Annotated in this window: 11 protein-coding genes; 8 read left to right on the plus strand and 3 right to left on the minus strand. The window is 71.0% G+C overall.

What is annotated here, in order from left to right; translation table 11 throughout:
• Positions 1–194: 194 nt before the first annotated feature.
• On the plus strand, positions 195–707 hold the full coding sequence (locus tag ACFZBU_RS17705; RefSeq protein WP_391584508.1) for a hypothetical protein: 513 nt from the start codon (positions 195–197) through the stop codon (positions 705–707).
• A gap of 18 nt (positions 708–725) precedes the next feature.
• On the opposite strand, the gene ACFZBU_RS17710 is transcribed toward ACFZBU_RS17705, so the two are convergent.
• Positions 726–1,511, minus strand: coding sequence for a hypothetical protein (locus ACFZBU_RS17710; RefSeq protein WP_391584509.1), 786 nt, complete (start codon positions 1,509–1,511; stop codon positions 726–728).
• Positions 1,512–1,963: 452 nt separating this feature from the next.
• Between ACFZBU_RS17710 and ACFZBU_RS17715 the strand changes: the two genes are divergently transcribed.
• Positions 1,964–2,458 (plus strand): peptidylprolyl isomerase, encoded by a 495-nt coding sequence (locus tag ACFZBU_RS17715; RefSeq protein WP_391584510.1) that lies wholly within the window; start codon positions 1,964–1,966, stop codon positions 2,456–2,458.
• Between the two features lie 645 nt (positions 2,459–3,103).
• Here ACFZBU_RS17715 and ACFZBU_RS17720 read toward each other — a convergent pair.
• Positions 3,104–4,231 carry a uroporphyrinogen-III synthase gene (locus ACFZBU_RS17720; RefSeq protein WP_391584511.1) on the minus strand — a complete coding sequence of 376 codons (1,128 nt, stop codon included), beginning with the start codon at positions 4,229–4,231 and terminating at the stop codon, positions 3,104–3,106.
• A gap of 190 nt (positions 4,232–4,421) precedes the next feature.
• Here ACFZBU_RS17720 and ACFZBU_RS17725 point away from each other — a divergent pair, with 190 nt between their 5' ends.
• From ACFZBU_RS17725 to ACFZBU_RS17750, 6 genes are all read left to right on the plus strand, one after another.
• Positions 4,422–6,749, plus strand: a complete 2,328-nt coding sequence (locus tag ACFZBU_RS17725; protein ID WP_391584512.1) for a molybdopterin oxidoreductase family protein — start codon at positions 4,422–4,424, stop codon at positions 6,747–6,749.
• A gap of 388 nt (positions 6,750–7,137) precedes the next feature.
• Positions 7,138–8,499 (plus strand): NAD(P)/FAD-dependent oxidoreductase, encoded by a 1,362-nt coding sequence (locus ACFZBU_RS17730; protein WP_391584513.1) that lies wholly within the window; start codon positions 7,138–7,140, stop codon positions 8,497–8,499.
• Positions 8,500–8,898: 399 nt separating this feature from the next.
• Positions 8,899–11,442: a nitrite reductase large subunit NirB gene (gene nirB / locus ACFZBU_RS17735; protein WP_391584514.1), complete on the plus strand. Its 2,544-nt coding sequence runs from the start codon at positions 8,899–8,901 to the stop codon at positions 11,440–11,442.
• Positions 11,439–11,807, plus strand: coding sequence for a nitrite reductase small subunit NirD (gene nirD / locus ACFZBU_RS17740; RefSeq protein WP_391584515.1), 369 nt, complete (start codon positions 11,439–11,441; stop codon positions 11,805–11,807). The genes nirB and nirD overlap by 4 nt, the downstream gene beginning before the upstream one ends.
• Before the next feature lie 469 nt (positions 11,808–12,276).
• A complete protein-coding gene (locus tag ACFZBU_RS17745) occupies positions 12,277–13,620 on the plus strand; it encodes a nitrate/nitrite transporter (protein ID WP_391584516.1) in 1,344 nt (447 codons plus the stop codon).
• 288 nt (positions 13,621–13,908) lie between these two features.
• On the plus strand, positions 13,909–14,823 hold the full coding sequence (locus ACFZBU_RS17750; protein ID WP_391584746.1) for a zinc-binding alcohol dehydrogenase family protein: 915 nt from the start codon (positions 13,909–13,911) through the stop codon (positions 14,821–14,823).
• Between the two features lie 219 nt (positions 14,824–15,042).
• On the opposite strand, the gene ACFZBU_RS17755 is transcribed toward ACFZBU_RS17750, so the two are convergent.
• Entirely contained in the window at positions 15,043–15,912 is an 870-nt protein-coding gene (locus ACFZBU_RS17755) for a polysaccharide deacetylase family protein (RefSeq protein WP_391584517.1), read from the minus strand.
• Between the last annotated feature and the right edge of the window lie 82 nt (positions 15,913–15,994).

Below are 15,994 nucleotides of genomic sequence, written 5' to 3' on the forward strand. Positions count from 1 at the left end.
CCCGCCCGGTCCCGCCACACCCGGCCGACCCACGAGGAAGGACCAGGTCGACGATCCGGGCGGGCATCCCGCCACCCGCTCCGCCCCGACGGCCGGTGCGTGGAGCGGACTGCTTTTCGAACTCGGCGACGTGCCATGGTCGTTCGGTGTGCCATGAGCCCGCGCGGTGGCGCGCTCCTCGCTACGCTGCCGGTATGGCGGTTGACGGGGGTACGGGGGACGGCGGTACGGCGGGATCCGAGGCCGGGGAGGACGGCGGGAGTGCGTCGCGCCTGGGCTCCGGTGACGGGTTCGCCAAGGTGTGCCACAGCGTCGGGCTGGCGATTCTGCTCCTGTCCGAATACTGGAGATCGACGATGGAGGGCCTGAGCTCCGGGACCCGCCGGCCACCGGACGGTCTCCGCTCGGTGCTCGACTTCGCCGCGTCGCTGGCCGACGACGGTTGGCATCGCGACGCGGTCGAACTGTACGAGTCGGCGTCGTTCGGGCAGGAGCGTGCGGCGCTGTGGGCGGCGGTCTGCTGCGCCCTGGTCGTGCGCCTCAACAGGCACGGCTCGGCGGAACTACAGGTGGCCCTGTCCTACGTTTCCGCCGCGTACTGCGCACTGGCTTCCGTCACCGCGGCCTACTACTTCGCGTCGGGCCCGATCGTGGTCGCCGCCCTCGGGATCGGATTCGGTGTCATGCACACGGCGACACGCAACTGAACCCGAAGGCACGGCATTTCATCGGCGCGGGTAGGTGGCGCAGACCAGGGTGCTGTTCGAGCGCGCGACCCAATACCAGTAGTACGTACGGTCGTTGGCCGCCCGTGCACACGCTCCGGCCTGCACGTTGCTCGGCGCGCGATACACGCCGGTGACGGCCAGGAGCGAGTCGAAGCCCGACGGGATCCGCTGCGCGCCGCAATCGACCCAGGTGAACAGGTTGGCGGAATAGCGCGGCGTGTCCTGGGTGCCGCCCTCGCGCGAGACGAGGAAGCACTGGCCCTGACGGAACTGCCGTTCCAGGCACAGTTCGACGTTCCCGTACCGCCAACCGGCGATCCCGGGATCGGCGGTCGGACAGTTCGTGGCATTGACCCCGACCACCCGCACGAATGCGGAATCCGCGTCGCAGTCCACCGCGCGCGGGGTGTCGCTGTTCCATCCGCTGCCGCGCTCGGTGCCGGTCTGCCACGCGTTGAGGCAGACCCCCTTCCGGGCCACGGCGGCGAACGCGTCCGCCTGCGGATCGCGTACCGGCGCCGGCGGCGTATCGATCCCCGGGCGGGAGTCCGGCGTGGCTCGTCCCGGCGTCCGGCGCGGATCCGACGGCAGTCCGCGCACCGACGCCTCTCCCGTGGGCAACCCTCCCGACGGCAGACCCCGAGTGGCCGCCGTCAGCCCGGCCGGGGAGCGCCCGTCGTCGTCCTCCAATACGTGCGGCAACACCAGGACCGCGAAGAGCAGCGCGGCCAGCAGCAGTACCAGGTTTCCGTGCCGATTCCGGTCTTCCGTGACCCCCGTCATGACTCGCATCGTACGGACCGGGGTGACATCCCGACAGGACTGCGGGGGAAGCCGTTATGCGTGTGATGCGTGGGGTGGAGGAGGCGAAGGGGCAGAGGAGGCGAAGAGACGGAGGGGTGGACGAGGCGCGTGTGGAAGGTGGGAAGCGGGCGGAGGGTGCGGAGCGGAGGGGTGGAGGGGTGCAGAGGCGGGGCGCGAAGGGCGGGGCGCGGGGTGTGTCGTTGGGCACGCTTGGTCGTCGGGTGGCGCGGGCCGGTGGCAGCCGTTGCGACGGTGTTCGAGGCGGGAGCCGATCCGTTCGATGCGCGCGACACGCCGGGGTGCGTGCGGGTGGGGGCGCGGCGGATCGTGGTGGTGAGGGAGGCGCCGTTCGGGGCGTCGAGGGTGCCGGTGGGGCGGGGTGGGGAAGCCCGGGACGGGTGGGCCCGCGCGAATAGGGCAGGATGGGCGCCATGAGCAACGTCTACTTCGACATCAGCATCAACGACGTCCCCCAGGGTCGCATCGTCTTCTCCCTCTTCGACGAGGTCGTCCCGCAGACCGCCCGGAACTTCCGCGAACTCGCGACGGGCGAGCACGGCTTCGGCTACGCCGGTTCGCCGTTCCACCGGGTGATCCCGGAGTTCATGCTCCAGGGTGGCGACTTCACCCGCGGCGACGGCACCGGTGGCAAGAGCATCTTCGGCGAGAAGTTCGCCGACGAGAACTTCAAGCTCAAGCACGACCGCCCGTACCTGCTGTCGATGGCGAACGCCGGTGCGAACACCAACGGCTCGCAGTTCTTCATCACCACCGCCGTCACCTCGTGGCTCGACGGCAAGCACGTCGTCTTCGGCGAGGTCGTCGAGGGCAAGGAACTGGTCGACCGGATCGAGGCGCTGGGTTCGCGCTCCGGCGCCACCAACGGCAAGATCGTGGTCGCCGCCTCGGGCATCGTCAAGGACTGACCGACCCACGCCACACCAGCGGTACGCAGCCCCGACCACGTCGGGCTCGTCCGTACCTTCCCCGGGCGCCGCGCGATGCGCGACCTGCCGTTGCGCTGCGCCCGGGGGGCTTCGGCCGGTGCGCCGGCGCCCTCGGGCGGCCCGTACCCTCCTCGGGGAGGGTGCCTTCCTCCACTGGACCTCGGGTGTAGCGGGGTTCGATACCGATGCACGATCGTGGCGCGCCCGGCCGGGGCCTCGTTCTCGTCTGCGATGTGCGGGGGCCCGAGGTGCTGCTGCTCGTGGCGTGCCTGGTGCGGGCCGTGGCCGTGCCGCGAGTTGCCAGGCCGGGCGAGCCGGCCGTGCCGTACTGATCGAGCAGTACCTCCACGGACGCCAACTCCCGCTTGCACCGCGGGCATTCGAGGTTCACGCGCGGAACTCCCCTCGACGGGGGGACAGCGGACCGGCCTCGGTCGTTTCACCGCTCTCGGGACAATGCCTGCTCCCGATACGGCGCGCAACGCCGAGGGCGGCGCGGCGTGCGGCGTGGCGCGATGGGCGACAGGGCGAGGCGGGTGATATGCCCGCCGGGTGGGCCCTGTCGGCGGTGCGGGCGAGGGGAGTTCGTGACGTCGGGTGCCCTCGGCTACGGCTTCGGATGTGTCAGATTGCCACGGCCAGGCGGTAGCCGCGTTTCGTGACCGTCTTGATCAGCCCCTTGTGCGGGCCGAGCGAGGTGCGCAGTCGGGCCACGGCGGCCTCGACCGCATGTTCGTCGGCGGAGGCGTCACGCCAGACCCGGCGCAGGAGTTCGGCGCGACTGAGCACCCAGCCCGGTCGTTCGGCCAGCGCGCGCAGGACCGCTGCCGACACCGGCGACAACGAGATCACGCCACCCTGGACCAGGACCGCGCTGCCCTGCAGGATCAGGCGATCCGTACCGGTGTCCAACTCGCGCCGAACCCGCCCGGGCAGCGTCTCGGTGACCGTACGCACAAGCGAGCCCAGCCGTCCCCGCTCCGGCCACACCGCATCCACGCCCTCGTCGGTCAGCGGCTTGGCACAGATCCCGCCTATGCACACGGGCAGCACGCTCGTCCGCAGCGCGGCCAACACCTCCTCGCGCCGCCCGAGTTCGTCGGCCGTCTGGAGGAATGCGCCGATCGCGGGTGCGCTGGTGAAGGTGAGCGCGTGCAGCTCGCGTCGGGTCACCTGCTCGACCAGGCGGCGCACCGCGACCGGATCCTCCGGCGGTCCCCATCGGTACACGGGCAGTTCGATCACCTCGGCGCCGCGCTCGCGCAGGATCGAGGCGAACCCCTCCAGCGGCGCGCCATGTTCCTGGAGCGCTATCCGACGGCCCCGCAGATCCCGGGCGAGCAACCAGTGCAGAAGCTCGTCGTTGGCCTCCGAGCCGGGCGAGTACGTCTCGCGCAGCCCCGAGGCCCGAACCGCTCCGGTGGCCTTGGGACCGCGGCTGATCACCGTCGCGGCCTCGCAGGCTCGGCGCAACTCGGCGGATCGCCCCCAACCCTCGGCCGCGTTCATCCAGCCGCGCCAGCCCACGCCGGTCGTCGCGACCACGTAGTCGAGCGGTTCGACCAGGCAGCGCTCGGTGGCGAGACGCAGTACGTGGTCCTCGCGCAACGGGATGATGCTGAGCGTCGCGGTGCCCACGACCTTTGCGCCGCGACGTTCGAGCAGGGCGACCAGTTCGTCGCGGCGCCGGGCGGCCGTGACGCCGACCGTGAGCCCGACGAGGGGTTCGGCGGCGTTTGTGCGAGTAACCATGTGACGAGAGTGGAGGGTCGGCGTTACGGGGGTGTTGCGGCGTGATCACCCCCGGGTTAGGTCTGGGGTTTTCGTGGGGCTCTTCGGTGTCACGGTTCTCACGACGGGCACCCGGCCCGGTGAGACAGCCGTACCGCCGGCGCAACATCGCAGACCAGGCGGCGTAACCGTAGCTCGCGACGCTACCGACATGACGACGCACGCCGGGACCACGACGACGGACACCCATTGCCCGTACTGCTCACTGCAGTGCGGCATGGGCCTGCGGGCCGAGCCGGGCTCGGGGGCCGGGGCCGGGCCGGGTGCGGCGGGGGCTGCGGGTGCCCCCGGAGCCGGGGATGTCGCGGTCGAGGTGGTCGAGCGGCCCGGGTTTCCGGTCAATCGTGGTGCGTTGTGCGGCAAGGGGCAGAGCGCGGCCGAGGTGCTGCGGCGAGGAGTACGGCTGACCGCGCCGCTGGTGCGCGGTGCCGACGGGGTGCTGCGCGAGGCCGGGTGGGACGACGCGCTGGACCGGGTCGCGGCCGGGTTGGCGGACGCGGGCCGGGCGTACGGGCGAAATGCCGTCGGGGTGTTCGGCGGCGGCGGACTGACCAACGAGAAGGCCTATCTGTTGGGGAAGTTCGCGCGGGTGGTGCTGCGCACGGCGAACATCGACTACAACGGCCGGTTCTGTATGTCCTCGGCGGCGGCTGCGGGCAAGGCGGCGTTCGGGATCGATCGCGGGCTGCCGTTTCCGATGGAGGACATCGCCCGGACCGGCTGCGTCGTCCTGGTCGGGGCCAATCCGGCGGACACGATGCCGCCGGCCCTGCGCTACTTCACCGACATGCGCGCGGCCGGCGGGCGATTGGTGGTCGTGGACCCGCGCCGGACCCGGACGGCGGCCGAGGCCGATCTGCACCTTCAGCCGGTACCGGGTACGGACTTGGCGCTCGCGCTGGGCCTGCTGCACCTGCTGATCGCCGACGGGCACGTGGACGAGGAATTCGTGGCGGCCCGCACGGTCGGCTTCGAAGCGGCGCAGGCGGCGGCGATGGCGCACTGGCCGGAGCGGGTCGAGCGGATCACCGGCGTACCGGTGGAGGCGATGCGGGAAGCGATCCGCATGTTCACGTCGGCGCCGACGGCCATGGTGCTGACGGCCCGCGGCCCGGAGCAGCAGAGCAAGGGCGTGGACACGGTCGGGGCCTGGATCGATCTGTGCCTGGCAGCCGGCAAGGCCGGCCGACCGCTGTCCGGGTACGGCTGCCTGACCGGCCAGGGCAACGGGCAGGGCGGACGCGAACACGGCCAGAAGGCCGACCAACTGCCCGGCTACCGAATGATCACGGACCCGACCGCGCGGGCGCACGTGGCGGGCGTCTGGGGCGTGGACGCGGATTCGCTGCCGGGACCCGGGCGTTCCGCGTACGAGCTGTTGGACTCCTGCGGCGACGAGATCCGCGCCCTGTTCGTGATGGGCTCGAACCCGGTGGTGTCCGCGCCGAACGCGGCGCACGTGGAGACCCGACTCGCGGCGCTGGACTTCCTGGTCGTGGCGGACGTGGTGCTGTCCGAGACCGCGGCGCTGGCCGACGTCGTGCTGCCCAGTGCCCAGTGGGCCGAGGAGAACGGAACCACGACGAACCTGGAGGGCAGGGTGATCCTGCGTCAGGCGGCCCTGCCGGTACCCGAGGGCGTGCGGACGGACCTGTTCACACTGAACGCGCTCGCGCGCCGGCTGGGCGTCGAGCGCGGCTTCGCGACGGACGCGGAGGAGGTGTTCGACGAACTGCGCCGGGCATCGGCGGGCGGCGCGGCGGACTACGCGGGGATCACCTACGACCGCATCCGGGCCGAGGACGGGGTGTTCTGGCCCTGCCCGGAGGTGACCCACCCGGGTACGCCGCGGCTGTTCCTGGACCGCTTCGCCACACCGGACGGAAGAGCCCGCTTCGCGGCGCCGACGCACCGGGCCGCGGCGGAGGAGCCGGACGCGGAATATCCGCTGTACCTGACCACGGGCCGGGTGCTGAGCCAGTACCAGAGCGGCGCCCAGACCCGCCGCGTACCGACCCTGAACCGCGCGGCGCCCGGCCCGTTCGTGGAACTGCACCCGGACCTGGCGGGGCGGATGGGGGTGGGCGAGGGCGATCCGGTCGCGGTCACGAGTCGGCGAGGACGCGCGGTCGCGCCGGCGAGGCTTTCGCGGGAGATCCGGCCGGACACGGTCTTCATGCCGTTCCACTGGTCGGGCGCGGGGCGGGCGAACTCGGTGACGAACGCGGCCCTGGACCCGGTGTCGCGGATGCCGGAGTTCAAGGTCTGCGCGGTCCGGCTCGACCGGGTCGGCAATGTCGAGCGGGGGGCGGGGGAGCGTGGGGGCGGTGCCGAGTCGGGCGGGGGTCGGGGTGGGGGTGGAGGCGAGGGCGGTGCCGAGCCGGTCGGGGGTCGGGGTCCGGGCGGGGGCGGGGGCGGGGGCGTTGCGTTGAGCGGGATCGGGGTTGGCGGCAGCAGCGCTGACGGGGGAGGCGCGTGATGGCACTTTGCCGGTTGAGGGAGCTCGCCGGAACAGTGCTCGCCGATGTGAGCGGTGCTCTCGGGTGTGTGCGGTGCTCCGGTGCGGGTCGGTCCTGGGGGAGCGGTGCTCTCGGGTGTGTGCGGTGCTCCGGTGCGGGTCGGTCCTGGGGGAGCGGTGCTCTCGGGTGTGTGCGGTGCTCCGGCGCGGGTCGGCCTTCGGGGAGCGGTGCTCTCGAATATGAGCAGTGCTCTCCAATTGAAGTGGGAGGTCGTGGCGCCCGGGGCGGAGCACCGCGCATTGATGCGAGCAGTGCTCTTGCGAGGCCGCGCGGTCGGATGTGGTGGCGTTCTGGTGGAGCGGTGCTCGTGAGTGTGAGCGGTGCTCTTGGTTGTGAAAGGTGATCGCGATGCGGGTTGGGGTGGTGGGAGCGGGGATGGCGGCGGCGCGGTTTGCGCAGCAGATCGCTGCGCGGGATCCCAGGATTTCCGTGACGGTGTTCGGGGACGAGATGTATGCGCCGTACAACAGAGCACTGCTCGCGGATGTGCTCAGTGCTCGCTTCGGGGCCGAGGCGATCGGACTTCCGGTCGGGCCGTCGGCGGTGGTTCGGGTCGGAGCGCGGGTCAGTGCTCTTGACGCGGAGCGGTGCTCTCTTCGGTTGGCCGACGGCGAGGTGCATTCGTTCGATGCGATCGTGCTTGCGACCGGCGCCGGGCCCGTGCTGCCACCGATGCGAAACCTGCGGGTCGCCGGCAGGCCGCACGGTTCCTTCACCTCGACGGGGTCGACCGGGCCGACCGCGCCGACCGAGCTGACTGGGCAAACCGTGGCCGGGCCGGTCGCTTCCGCGCCCGCCGCGCCGCCCGCCGCGCCCGCCCCCGCCCCCGCCCCCGCCCCGCCGAGTCGTGGCGAGCCGAATCTGGAGCTGCTCGGCGGCGTGCACGCGTTCCGTTCTCTGGACGATTGCGCCGCGCTGGCCGATGCGGCGCCCAGGGCCGAGCGGGCCGTGGTGATCGGGGGAGGCGTTCTCGGCGTAAGCGCCGCGCGGGCTTTGGCGGCGTTGGGGGTCGCGGTCGAAATCGTGCATCAGGGACCGCACTTGATGGAGCGTCACCTCGACGCCCAAGCCGCGAGTGCGTTGCTCTGTGGCCTCGCCGAACTCGGCGTCGCGGTCTACCTCGACAACCGGGCTCGGGCCCTGACGGGCACGGAGCATGTCACCGGCGTCGAACTCGCCAACGGGCACGTGCTCGACGCAGACCTGGTCGTGCTCGCCTGTGGGGTCCGTCCCAGGGTGGCGCTCGCCCGCGACGCGGGCCTGCGGGTCGATACCGGGATCGTGGTGGACGACCGGCTCGCCACCTCGGCCGCCGGCATATATGCCATCGGGGATTGCGCCGAGTTCGCCGGGGACGTCCACGGCCTTGCGGCGGCGGCGTGGGATCAGGCCGACGTCCTGGCCGCGCACCTCACCGGCGGCGGCGAGCGCTACGCCGGGTCGCGCACGATGATGCGGCTGACGGCCGGGCCCTTGGCGGTCGCGGCGTTCGGTGCGACGGGTGCCCGGGCGGGCGACGACGTCGTACGCCTGGCCGATCCGACCCGCAACGCCTACAAGAAGCTCGTCATGCGCGGCGACCGGCTCGTCGCCGGGATCCTGATCGGTGACCTCGCCACCGCCGGCGCCCTGACCCGCGCCTTCGAACGCGACGATCCGCTGCCGGCCGACCCGCTCCACCTGTTGGCCGTGCCGGGAGCGTACCGATGACCACGTCTCCCACGACCGCCGCCGCCCGACGGCGTCACCGCAACGACCCGGGCCGCCCCCGGCGACCGAGGCTGCCGGCACACCGAGCCGGCACGTCGCGGGGCCGCGTCGACGGGGTGAACCCGACTCGGGCCGGCACGACCGTAGTTGCGGACCGGGAGCCCCGGCTCGACCACCTTCACCTTCGCTGCCCGACTGGGGTGCCGCCTCTGGCAGGCCGGTTCGCGTGGACGGTGTGGGCGGGTGTCGGCTCGTGATGGTGATGCCGGGGCCGGCGGCGGGGGTCCGGCCGGCGCGGTCGGGGGCGGAGAGCGGTCGGGAGGTGGGGGCGTGGGTTGGTGAGTGGGTTTGTGGTGGTCGTGGGTCCGGGGTGTCTTGGCGTTGTTGGAGGAGTCGGTCGTGAGTGATGTCGGAAAGACGAATGTGGTACTGGTCGGTCACGGCATGGTGGGGCAGCGGTTCGTCGAGGCGCTGGTCGAGCAGGCCGGTGGGCGGTTTGCAGTCACCGTGCTGGCCGAGGAGCCGCGGCGGGCCTATGACCGGGTGCACCTGACGTCCTGGTTCTCGGGCACGACGGCGGAGGAACTGTCGTTGTGCAGCGCCGAGTTCGCGCGGCAGCACCAGATCGACATTCGGCTCGGGGATCCCGTCGAGGCGATCGATCGGGTCGGCCGCACCGTGACCACCCGGACCGGCCGCAGCGTTCCGTACGACGTGCTCGTGCTGGCGACCGGGTCGTATCCGTTCGTGCCGCCGGTGCCCGGCCATGACGCGGACGGGTGCTTCGTTTATCGCACCATCGAGGACGTCGAGGCGATCGAGGCCGCAGCGCGCGGTGCGCGGGTGGGAGCCGTCGTCGGCGGCGGGTTGCTCGGACTCGAAGCCGCCGGAGCGCTGACCGCGATGGGGCTGGACACCCATGTCGTCGAGTTCGCGCCGCGTCTGATGGCCATTCAGGTCGACGACGGCGGCGGCGAGGTGTTGCGACGCAAGGTCGAGGAGCTGGGGGTGACCGTCCACACCGGTGCGGGGACGCAGGCCGTCAGCACCGGCGACGACGGGCGGGTCTCGGGCATGACGTTGTCCGACGGCAGCGAACTGGCCGCCGACCTGGTGGTGTTCTCGGCCGGAGTACGACCCCGGGACCAACTCGCCCGGGACGCGGGCCTCGCGGTGGGTGAGCGCGGCGGCATCGTCGTGGACGAGCGCTGTCGGACCGAGGATCCGCACATCCTGGCCGTCGGCGAGTGCGCACTGGCCGCGGACGGGCGCGTGTACGGGCTGGTCGCACCGGGATACGCGATGGCCGAGGTGGCCGCGGCCGAGATCGCCGGCGCCGGGACGGACGGATTCACCGGCGCGGATCTGTCCACCAAACTCAAGCTGCTCGGCGTCGAGGTGGCCAGTTTCGGCGACGCGCACGGAACGGCCGAGGGGTGCGTGGAGGTGCTGTACTCCAACACCCGGGCCGGCGTGTACAAGAAGCTGGTCATCGGAACGGACGGACAGCTGCTGGGTGGCGTTCTGGTCGGTGACGCGGAGGCGTACGGCACGTTGCGGCCGCTGACCGGCGGCGCCCTGCCGGTGCCGGCCGAACAACTCGTGTTGCCCGCGTCGATGGGTGCGCCGGTGCGGTTCGAGCTTCCGGACGAGGCGGTGGTGTGCTCGTGCCACGCGGTGACGAAGGCGGAGGTCCGCAACGCGGTCACCGCCCACGACTGCCTCGATCTTCCCGCCGTCAAGAAGTGCACCAAGGCCGGTACCGGGTGCGGAAGTTGCGTCAAACTCATCGGCACGATCGTGACCGACGAACTGGCCGCCGCCGGCATCGAGAGCATGCGCGGGTTGTGCGAGCACTTCGCCGAGCACACCCGCGCCGAGTTGTACGAGATAGTTCGGGTCAAGGGCATCACGTCCTTCACCCGGCTGATCGACGAGCACGGCAGCGCCGGCGCGTCGGGCGGCGACGGGTGCGACGTCTGCAAACCCACCGTCGGCTCGATCCTGGCGAGTCTGGCCCAGGGGCACATCCTGGACGGCGAACAGGCCTCGCTTCAGGACACCAACGACCACTTTCTCGCCAACATCCAGCGCAACGGCTCGTATTCGGTCGTCCCGCGCATCCCCGGCGGCGAGATCACTCCCGGGGGCTTGATCACCATCGGTGAGATCGCCCGCGACTTCGGCCTGTACACGAAGATCACCGGCGGCCAGCGGATCGACCTGTTCGGTGCGACGGTCGACCAACTCCCGGAGATCTGGGGACGGTTGGTCGCGGCCGGCTTCGAGTCGGGCCACGCATACGGCAAGGCGCTGCGGACGGTGAAGTCGTGCGTCGGCGAGACCTGGTGCCGCTACGGCGTGCAGGACTCGGTCGGTCTCGCGATCGAGCTCGAACTGCGGTACCGGGGGCTGCGTTCGCCGCACAAACTCAAGTCCGCGGTGAGCGGGTGCGCCCGCGAGTGCGCCGAGGCACAGAGCAAGGACTTCGGGGTGATCGCCACCGCCGAGGGCTGGAACCTGTACGTCGGCGGCAACGGCGGGATGACCCCGCGGCATGCCGACCTGCTGGCGAGCGACCTCGACCGCGACACGCTGATCCGCACCATCGACCGCTTCCTGATGTTCTACATCCGTACCGCCGACCGACTCGAACGCACCGCGTCGTGGGTGGAGCGGATGGAGGGCGGCCTCGACCACCTGCGTTCGGTGATCATCGACGACTCGCTCGGGATCTGCGCCGACCTGGACGAATTGATGGCCCGTCACATCGGCACCTACCGGGACGAGTGGGCGGCGACGCTGGCCGACCCGGACCGGGTCCGCCGGTTCGTGTCGTTCGTCAACGCGCCCGGGACTCCCGACCCCACCGTTCGGTTCACCGCCGAGCGGGACCAGATCAAGCCCGTCCTGTTCGAGAAGTTGGAGGTACGCGGCCGATGACGACAAGTATCGAGTCGACGACCGAGCTCACCGTCGAGATCGCCGGCGAAACCGGGTGGATGCCGGTGTGTTCGTACGCCGACCTCGTGCCGGGTCGCGGTGTCGCGGCCCTGATCGAGGGCCACCAGGTCGCGGTGTTTCGCGACCGGGCGGGGCGGCTGTACGCGTTGGCCAACCGCGACCCGTTCAGCGGCGCGTACGTCATGTCGCGCGGCATCGTCGGGCAGCGGGGTGAGGTGCCCACGGTTGCGTCGCCGATGTACAAGCAGGTGTTCGACCTTCGTACGGGTGCGTGTCTGGACGAGGACGAGGCTCCCGACGGGCAGCCGGCGGCGTTGCGGACGTGGGCGGTTCGTACGCACTGACGGAGCGGGGGCGTGCGCGGAACCGTTCTTCGACCGGTGCGGGTGCGGGTGTCGGTGCCGGTGTCCGAGCTCGTGTCGGCATCAGGCCGGCGCCGTCCCGTGCCCGCGCGGACGGCGAGGCCGGTTCCGTGCCCGTGCGGGTACCAAGGCCGGTTTCGTGCCTGTACGGACGTCAAGGCCGGTTCCGTGCCCGTGCGGGTACCAGTGCCCTTGCCGGCGCCCGTGATGGCGCCCAGGTCGGCACCACGCCACGCCACGCCACGCCATGGCATGCCATGCCATGCCATGCCACGTGACGCCGTGCCGTGCCATGCCCTGCCGTGTCGTTCCCGGAATTCTCACACCGCTTCGACGCCGATGCTGAGCGACTTGTAGCGCCGGCGACCGACACGACGTAGTGCGCCGAAATCTGCCGTTCCTAGCGTGACGGAGCATCAGCCGATATTTCCCCTCGGACAGGCAGGTCCCAGTGACGACGACAACGACAACCACCAGCACGGCCGGACCCATCGCCGCACCCGGGTCCGGACCACTCGACGACTGGCGGCCCGAGGACGAGGCGTTCTGGGCGCAGGCGGGAGCCGGGATCGCTCGGCGCAATCTGATCTTCTCGGTCCTGTCCGAGCACATCGGCTTCTCGGTCTGGAGCCTGTGGTCGGTCATCGTGCTCTTCCTCGGCCCGGCCTACGGGTTCGACCCCGCGCAGAAGTTCACCCTGACCGCAGTGCCGACCCTGGTCGGCGGTGCGATGCGGATTCCGTACACGTTCGCGGTCGCCCGCTTCGGTGGCCGGAACTGGACAGTGGTGAGCGCACTGTTGCTGCTGCTGCCCACGACGGCGATCGCGATCGTGTTGGAACCGGGCGTCTCCTACGGCACGTTGCTCGCGGTCGCCGCGGTGGCCGGGGTCGGCGGCGGCAACTTCGCCTCCTCGATGGCGAACATCAACGCGTTCTATCCGCAGCGGCTGAAGGGATGGGCGCTCGGGATCAACGCCGGTGGCGGCAACCTGGGTGTGCCGGCGGTGCAGTTGGTCGGGCTCGCGGTGCTGGCCACGGCGGGCGCGGGGCATCCTCGGCTGCTGCTCGTGGTGTACATCCCGCTGATCGTGCTCGCCGCCTTGTTGTCCGCGCGCTACATGGACAACCTGCCCGCGCTGCGCAACGACAAGGGCGCGATGCGCGAGGTCGCCCGGGAGCCGCACGCGTGGGTGATGTCGCTGCTGTACATCGGCACGTTCGGGTCGTTCATCGGCTTCGGGTTCGCCTTCGGGCAGGTGCTCCAGGTGCAGTTCCACGCGGAGTTCGCCACTCCGGTCAAGGCGGCCTACCTGACCTTCCTGGGACCGCTGTTGGGCTCCTTGGTGCGCCCGGTGGGCGGGTGGTTCGCGGATCGATGGGGCGGCGCGCGGGTCACGTTCTGGAACTTCGTCGCGATGGCCGGTGCCGCGCTCGTGGTCTATCTGGCCTCGCGGCAGGAGTCGCTGGGGTTGTTCCTGACCGGTTTCGTGCTGCTGTTCGTCTTCAGCGGGTTGGGCAACGGCTCGGCGTACAAGATGATTCCGGCGATCTTCGCGGCCAAGCTCGGCCCGGGTCCGGCCGCGCGGCGCAAGTCCGGTGCGCTGATGGGCATTGCGGGGGCGATCGGAGCGCTGGGCGGGGTTCTGGTCAACATCGCCTTCCGCGAGTCGTTCCTGAACTCCGGTCGGGGCGACGCCGCCTACCTGGCCTTCCTCGCGTTCTACGGACTGTGCCTGGTGGTCACGTGGGCGGTGTACCTGCGCCCGTCGGCGCGGCGGTTGGCAGGCGTGTGAGGCGAGTCGCGTTCGACACGGCGGCCGGCCCCGACGGGGACCGACCGCCGGTCGGCGTTTCGCGTCCGCGCTTGTCTGCGTCGGCTCTTGTCCCCGTCCTGGGTCGGGCGGGGCGGGGAGGGCGAGCAGGGCGGACAACGAGGGCGTACCCGGTGAACGCCTCGGCACGCGCGACGACGCTGACCACGCGGGCGGCTACCGTGGGGAGTCGGGCTTCGTTCGAACCGATGGGGGAAACGCGTGCGGGCGGTACAGGTGAGCGAGTTCGGTGGATCCGACGTGCTGCGGGTGGTCGACTTACCGGTTCCGGTTCCCGAACCCGGGCGCAGGGTGCTGGTTCGGGTGCACCGGACCGGTGTGAACTTTGCGGACGTGCACATTCGTGAGGGAAACTACATAGCGGACACGCCCCTTCCCTACGTGCTGGGCAGCGAAGTCGTCGGGACGCGCGACAGTGACGGTAGACGTGTCCTGGCTCTCACCCAGCGCGGCGGCGGCTACGCGGAATACGCGCTCGCACCCGCGCGGACGACGTTCGAGGTGCCCGAGGGCATCGAGGACGGTTCGGCCCTGGCGCTGGGCGTACAGGGGAACACCGCCTGGCACATCCTGCACACCAGCGCGCGACTGCAACCGCGCGAATCCGTCGCGGTGTTCGCTGCTGCCGGTGGCGTGGGCACACTCGCGATCCAACTGGCCCGACTCGCCGGCGCCGGCCGTATCGTCGCCGCCGCATCCACCCCTGCCAAACGCGAAGCGGCGCTGAAACTCGGCGCCGACGCCGCCGTGGACTCCTCCACCGTCGATCACCTCACCGAACAGCTGATCGAGGCGAATGGCGGACGTCGACTCGATGTCATCCTCGAAATGGCCGGCGGCACCGTCGCCCAGGCGGCGTCGGACGCACTGGCCGACTTCGGACGACTGGTTCTCTTCGGCTTCGCAAGCGGTAGGACCGCCACGGTGGACACCCGGGGGATCATGCTCGACAACAAGAGTCTGATCGGTTTCGTCCTGCCGAAGCTCTACTCCCGGCGCGACATGGTCGACCATTCCATGCGGGAACTGTGGAGGGCCACGCTCTCCGGTGCGATCACCCCGCACATCGGAGGCGAGTACCCGCTCGGCGAGGTACACCGCGCTCACGAGGACCTCCAGGAACGACGCACGACCGGCAAACTGGTCCTCGACCCGACGAGTTGACGGGCGTCGTTGCATCGCCGGCGCGGATCTCGGTGCCGCCCTTGCCGCGCAGCGCGCCGGCCCCGAGCCGCACGGCCGCGAGGCGTACCAGGCGCCGGGGTGCCGGGCTTGGTGGCGCCGGCCCGGGTGGGCCAGGGGTGCGCCCGGACCGGACTCGTGGGGGAGTCCGGGCCGGGTGCTCGGTCCGGGCGGTCGGGGGCCGCGTCGTACCGGCCGGGCTCATCCCGCCGTCGGGGCGGACGTCCGGGTGTAGTGCTCGGCGATCTCGTCGCTCGTCGTGAGCCAGACGCCGGGGTGGTTGGCGACGTACTCCAGAGCCTGGTCCAGGTACTTGTGCCGGAATGCCTGACCGGTGACGAACGGGTGCAGCGCCAGGGACATGACCCGACCGCTGTCGGCGGACTCCTCGTAAAGCCGGTCCAATTGGTCCTTGACCACCTGTACGAAGTCCGGGCCGCTGAGCGCATGCGCGGTGAACAGGCCCAGGTCGTTGAGTTCGAGCGAGTACGGCACGCTCGACATCCCGGGCACGTTGAGCCGGTACGGCTGGTCGTCGTTGGTCCAGTCCAGCGTGTAGTCCAGGCCCAGTTCGGCCAGCAGCGACGGGGTCCGGAACGTCTCGGTGAGCGCCGGGCCCAGCCATCCGCGCGGACGTCGGCCGGTGGCCTTCTCGATCGTCTCGACGACGTGCTTCAGATAGGCGCGCTCGTCGTCGGCCACGTCCGCTTGGAGCGTCGAGTTGTTGCGACCGTGCGCCAACCAGGCCCAGTCGCGGGCCAGTCCCGCCTCGATGATCTGCGGGTAGTGCTCGACCACGTCGGAGTTGAGCAACACGCTCGGCCGGATCCCGTGCTTGTCGAACGCCTCCATCATCCGCCAGATGCCCACCCGCGGGCCGTAGTCGCGCCAGCCGAAGTTCAGCGGGTCCGGGACCAGGCCCGCGGTCGCCTGGTTGATGCTCGTCGACGCGGTCCCGACGAGGAAGTGCTCCACGTTCAGACCCACGTAGAAGGCGACGCGGGCACCGTCGGGCCAGTGGATCGGCTCGCGGTCGACGATCGGGCTGTAGTCGTACAGGGCGTTGTCCATGGTGCTGCCTCCGGTGTCGGGGCTCGTGCCGAACCCGTGCGGTGGAACTGTCCGGATCGGGCGCTTTCGGGGCGTCCTTCCG

Source organism: Embleya sp. NPDC008237 (genome assembly GCF_042956465.1).
In the GTDB taxonomy this organism is placed as follows: Bacteria; Actinomycetota; Actinomycetes; order Streptomycetales; family Streptomycetaceae; genus Embleya.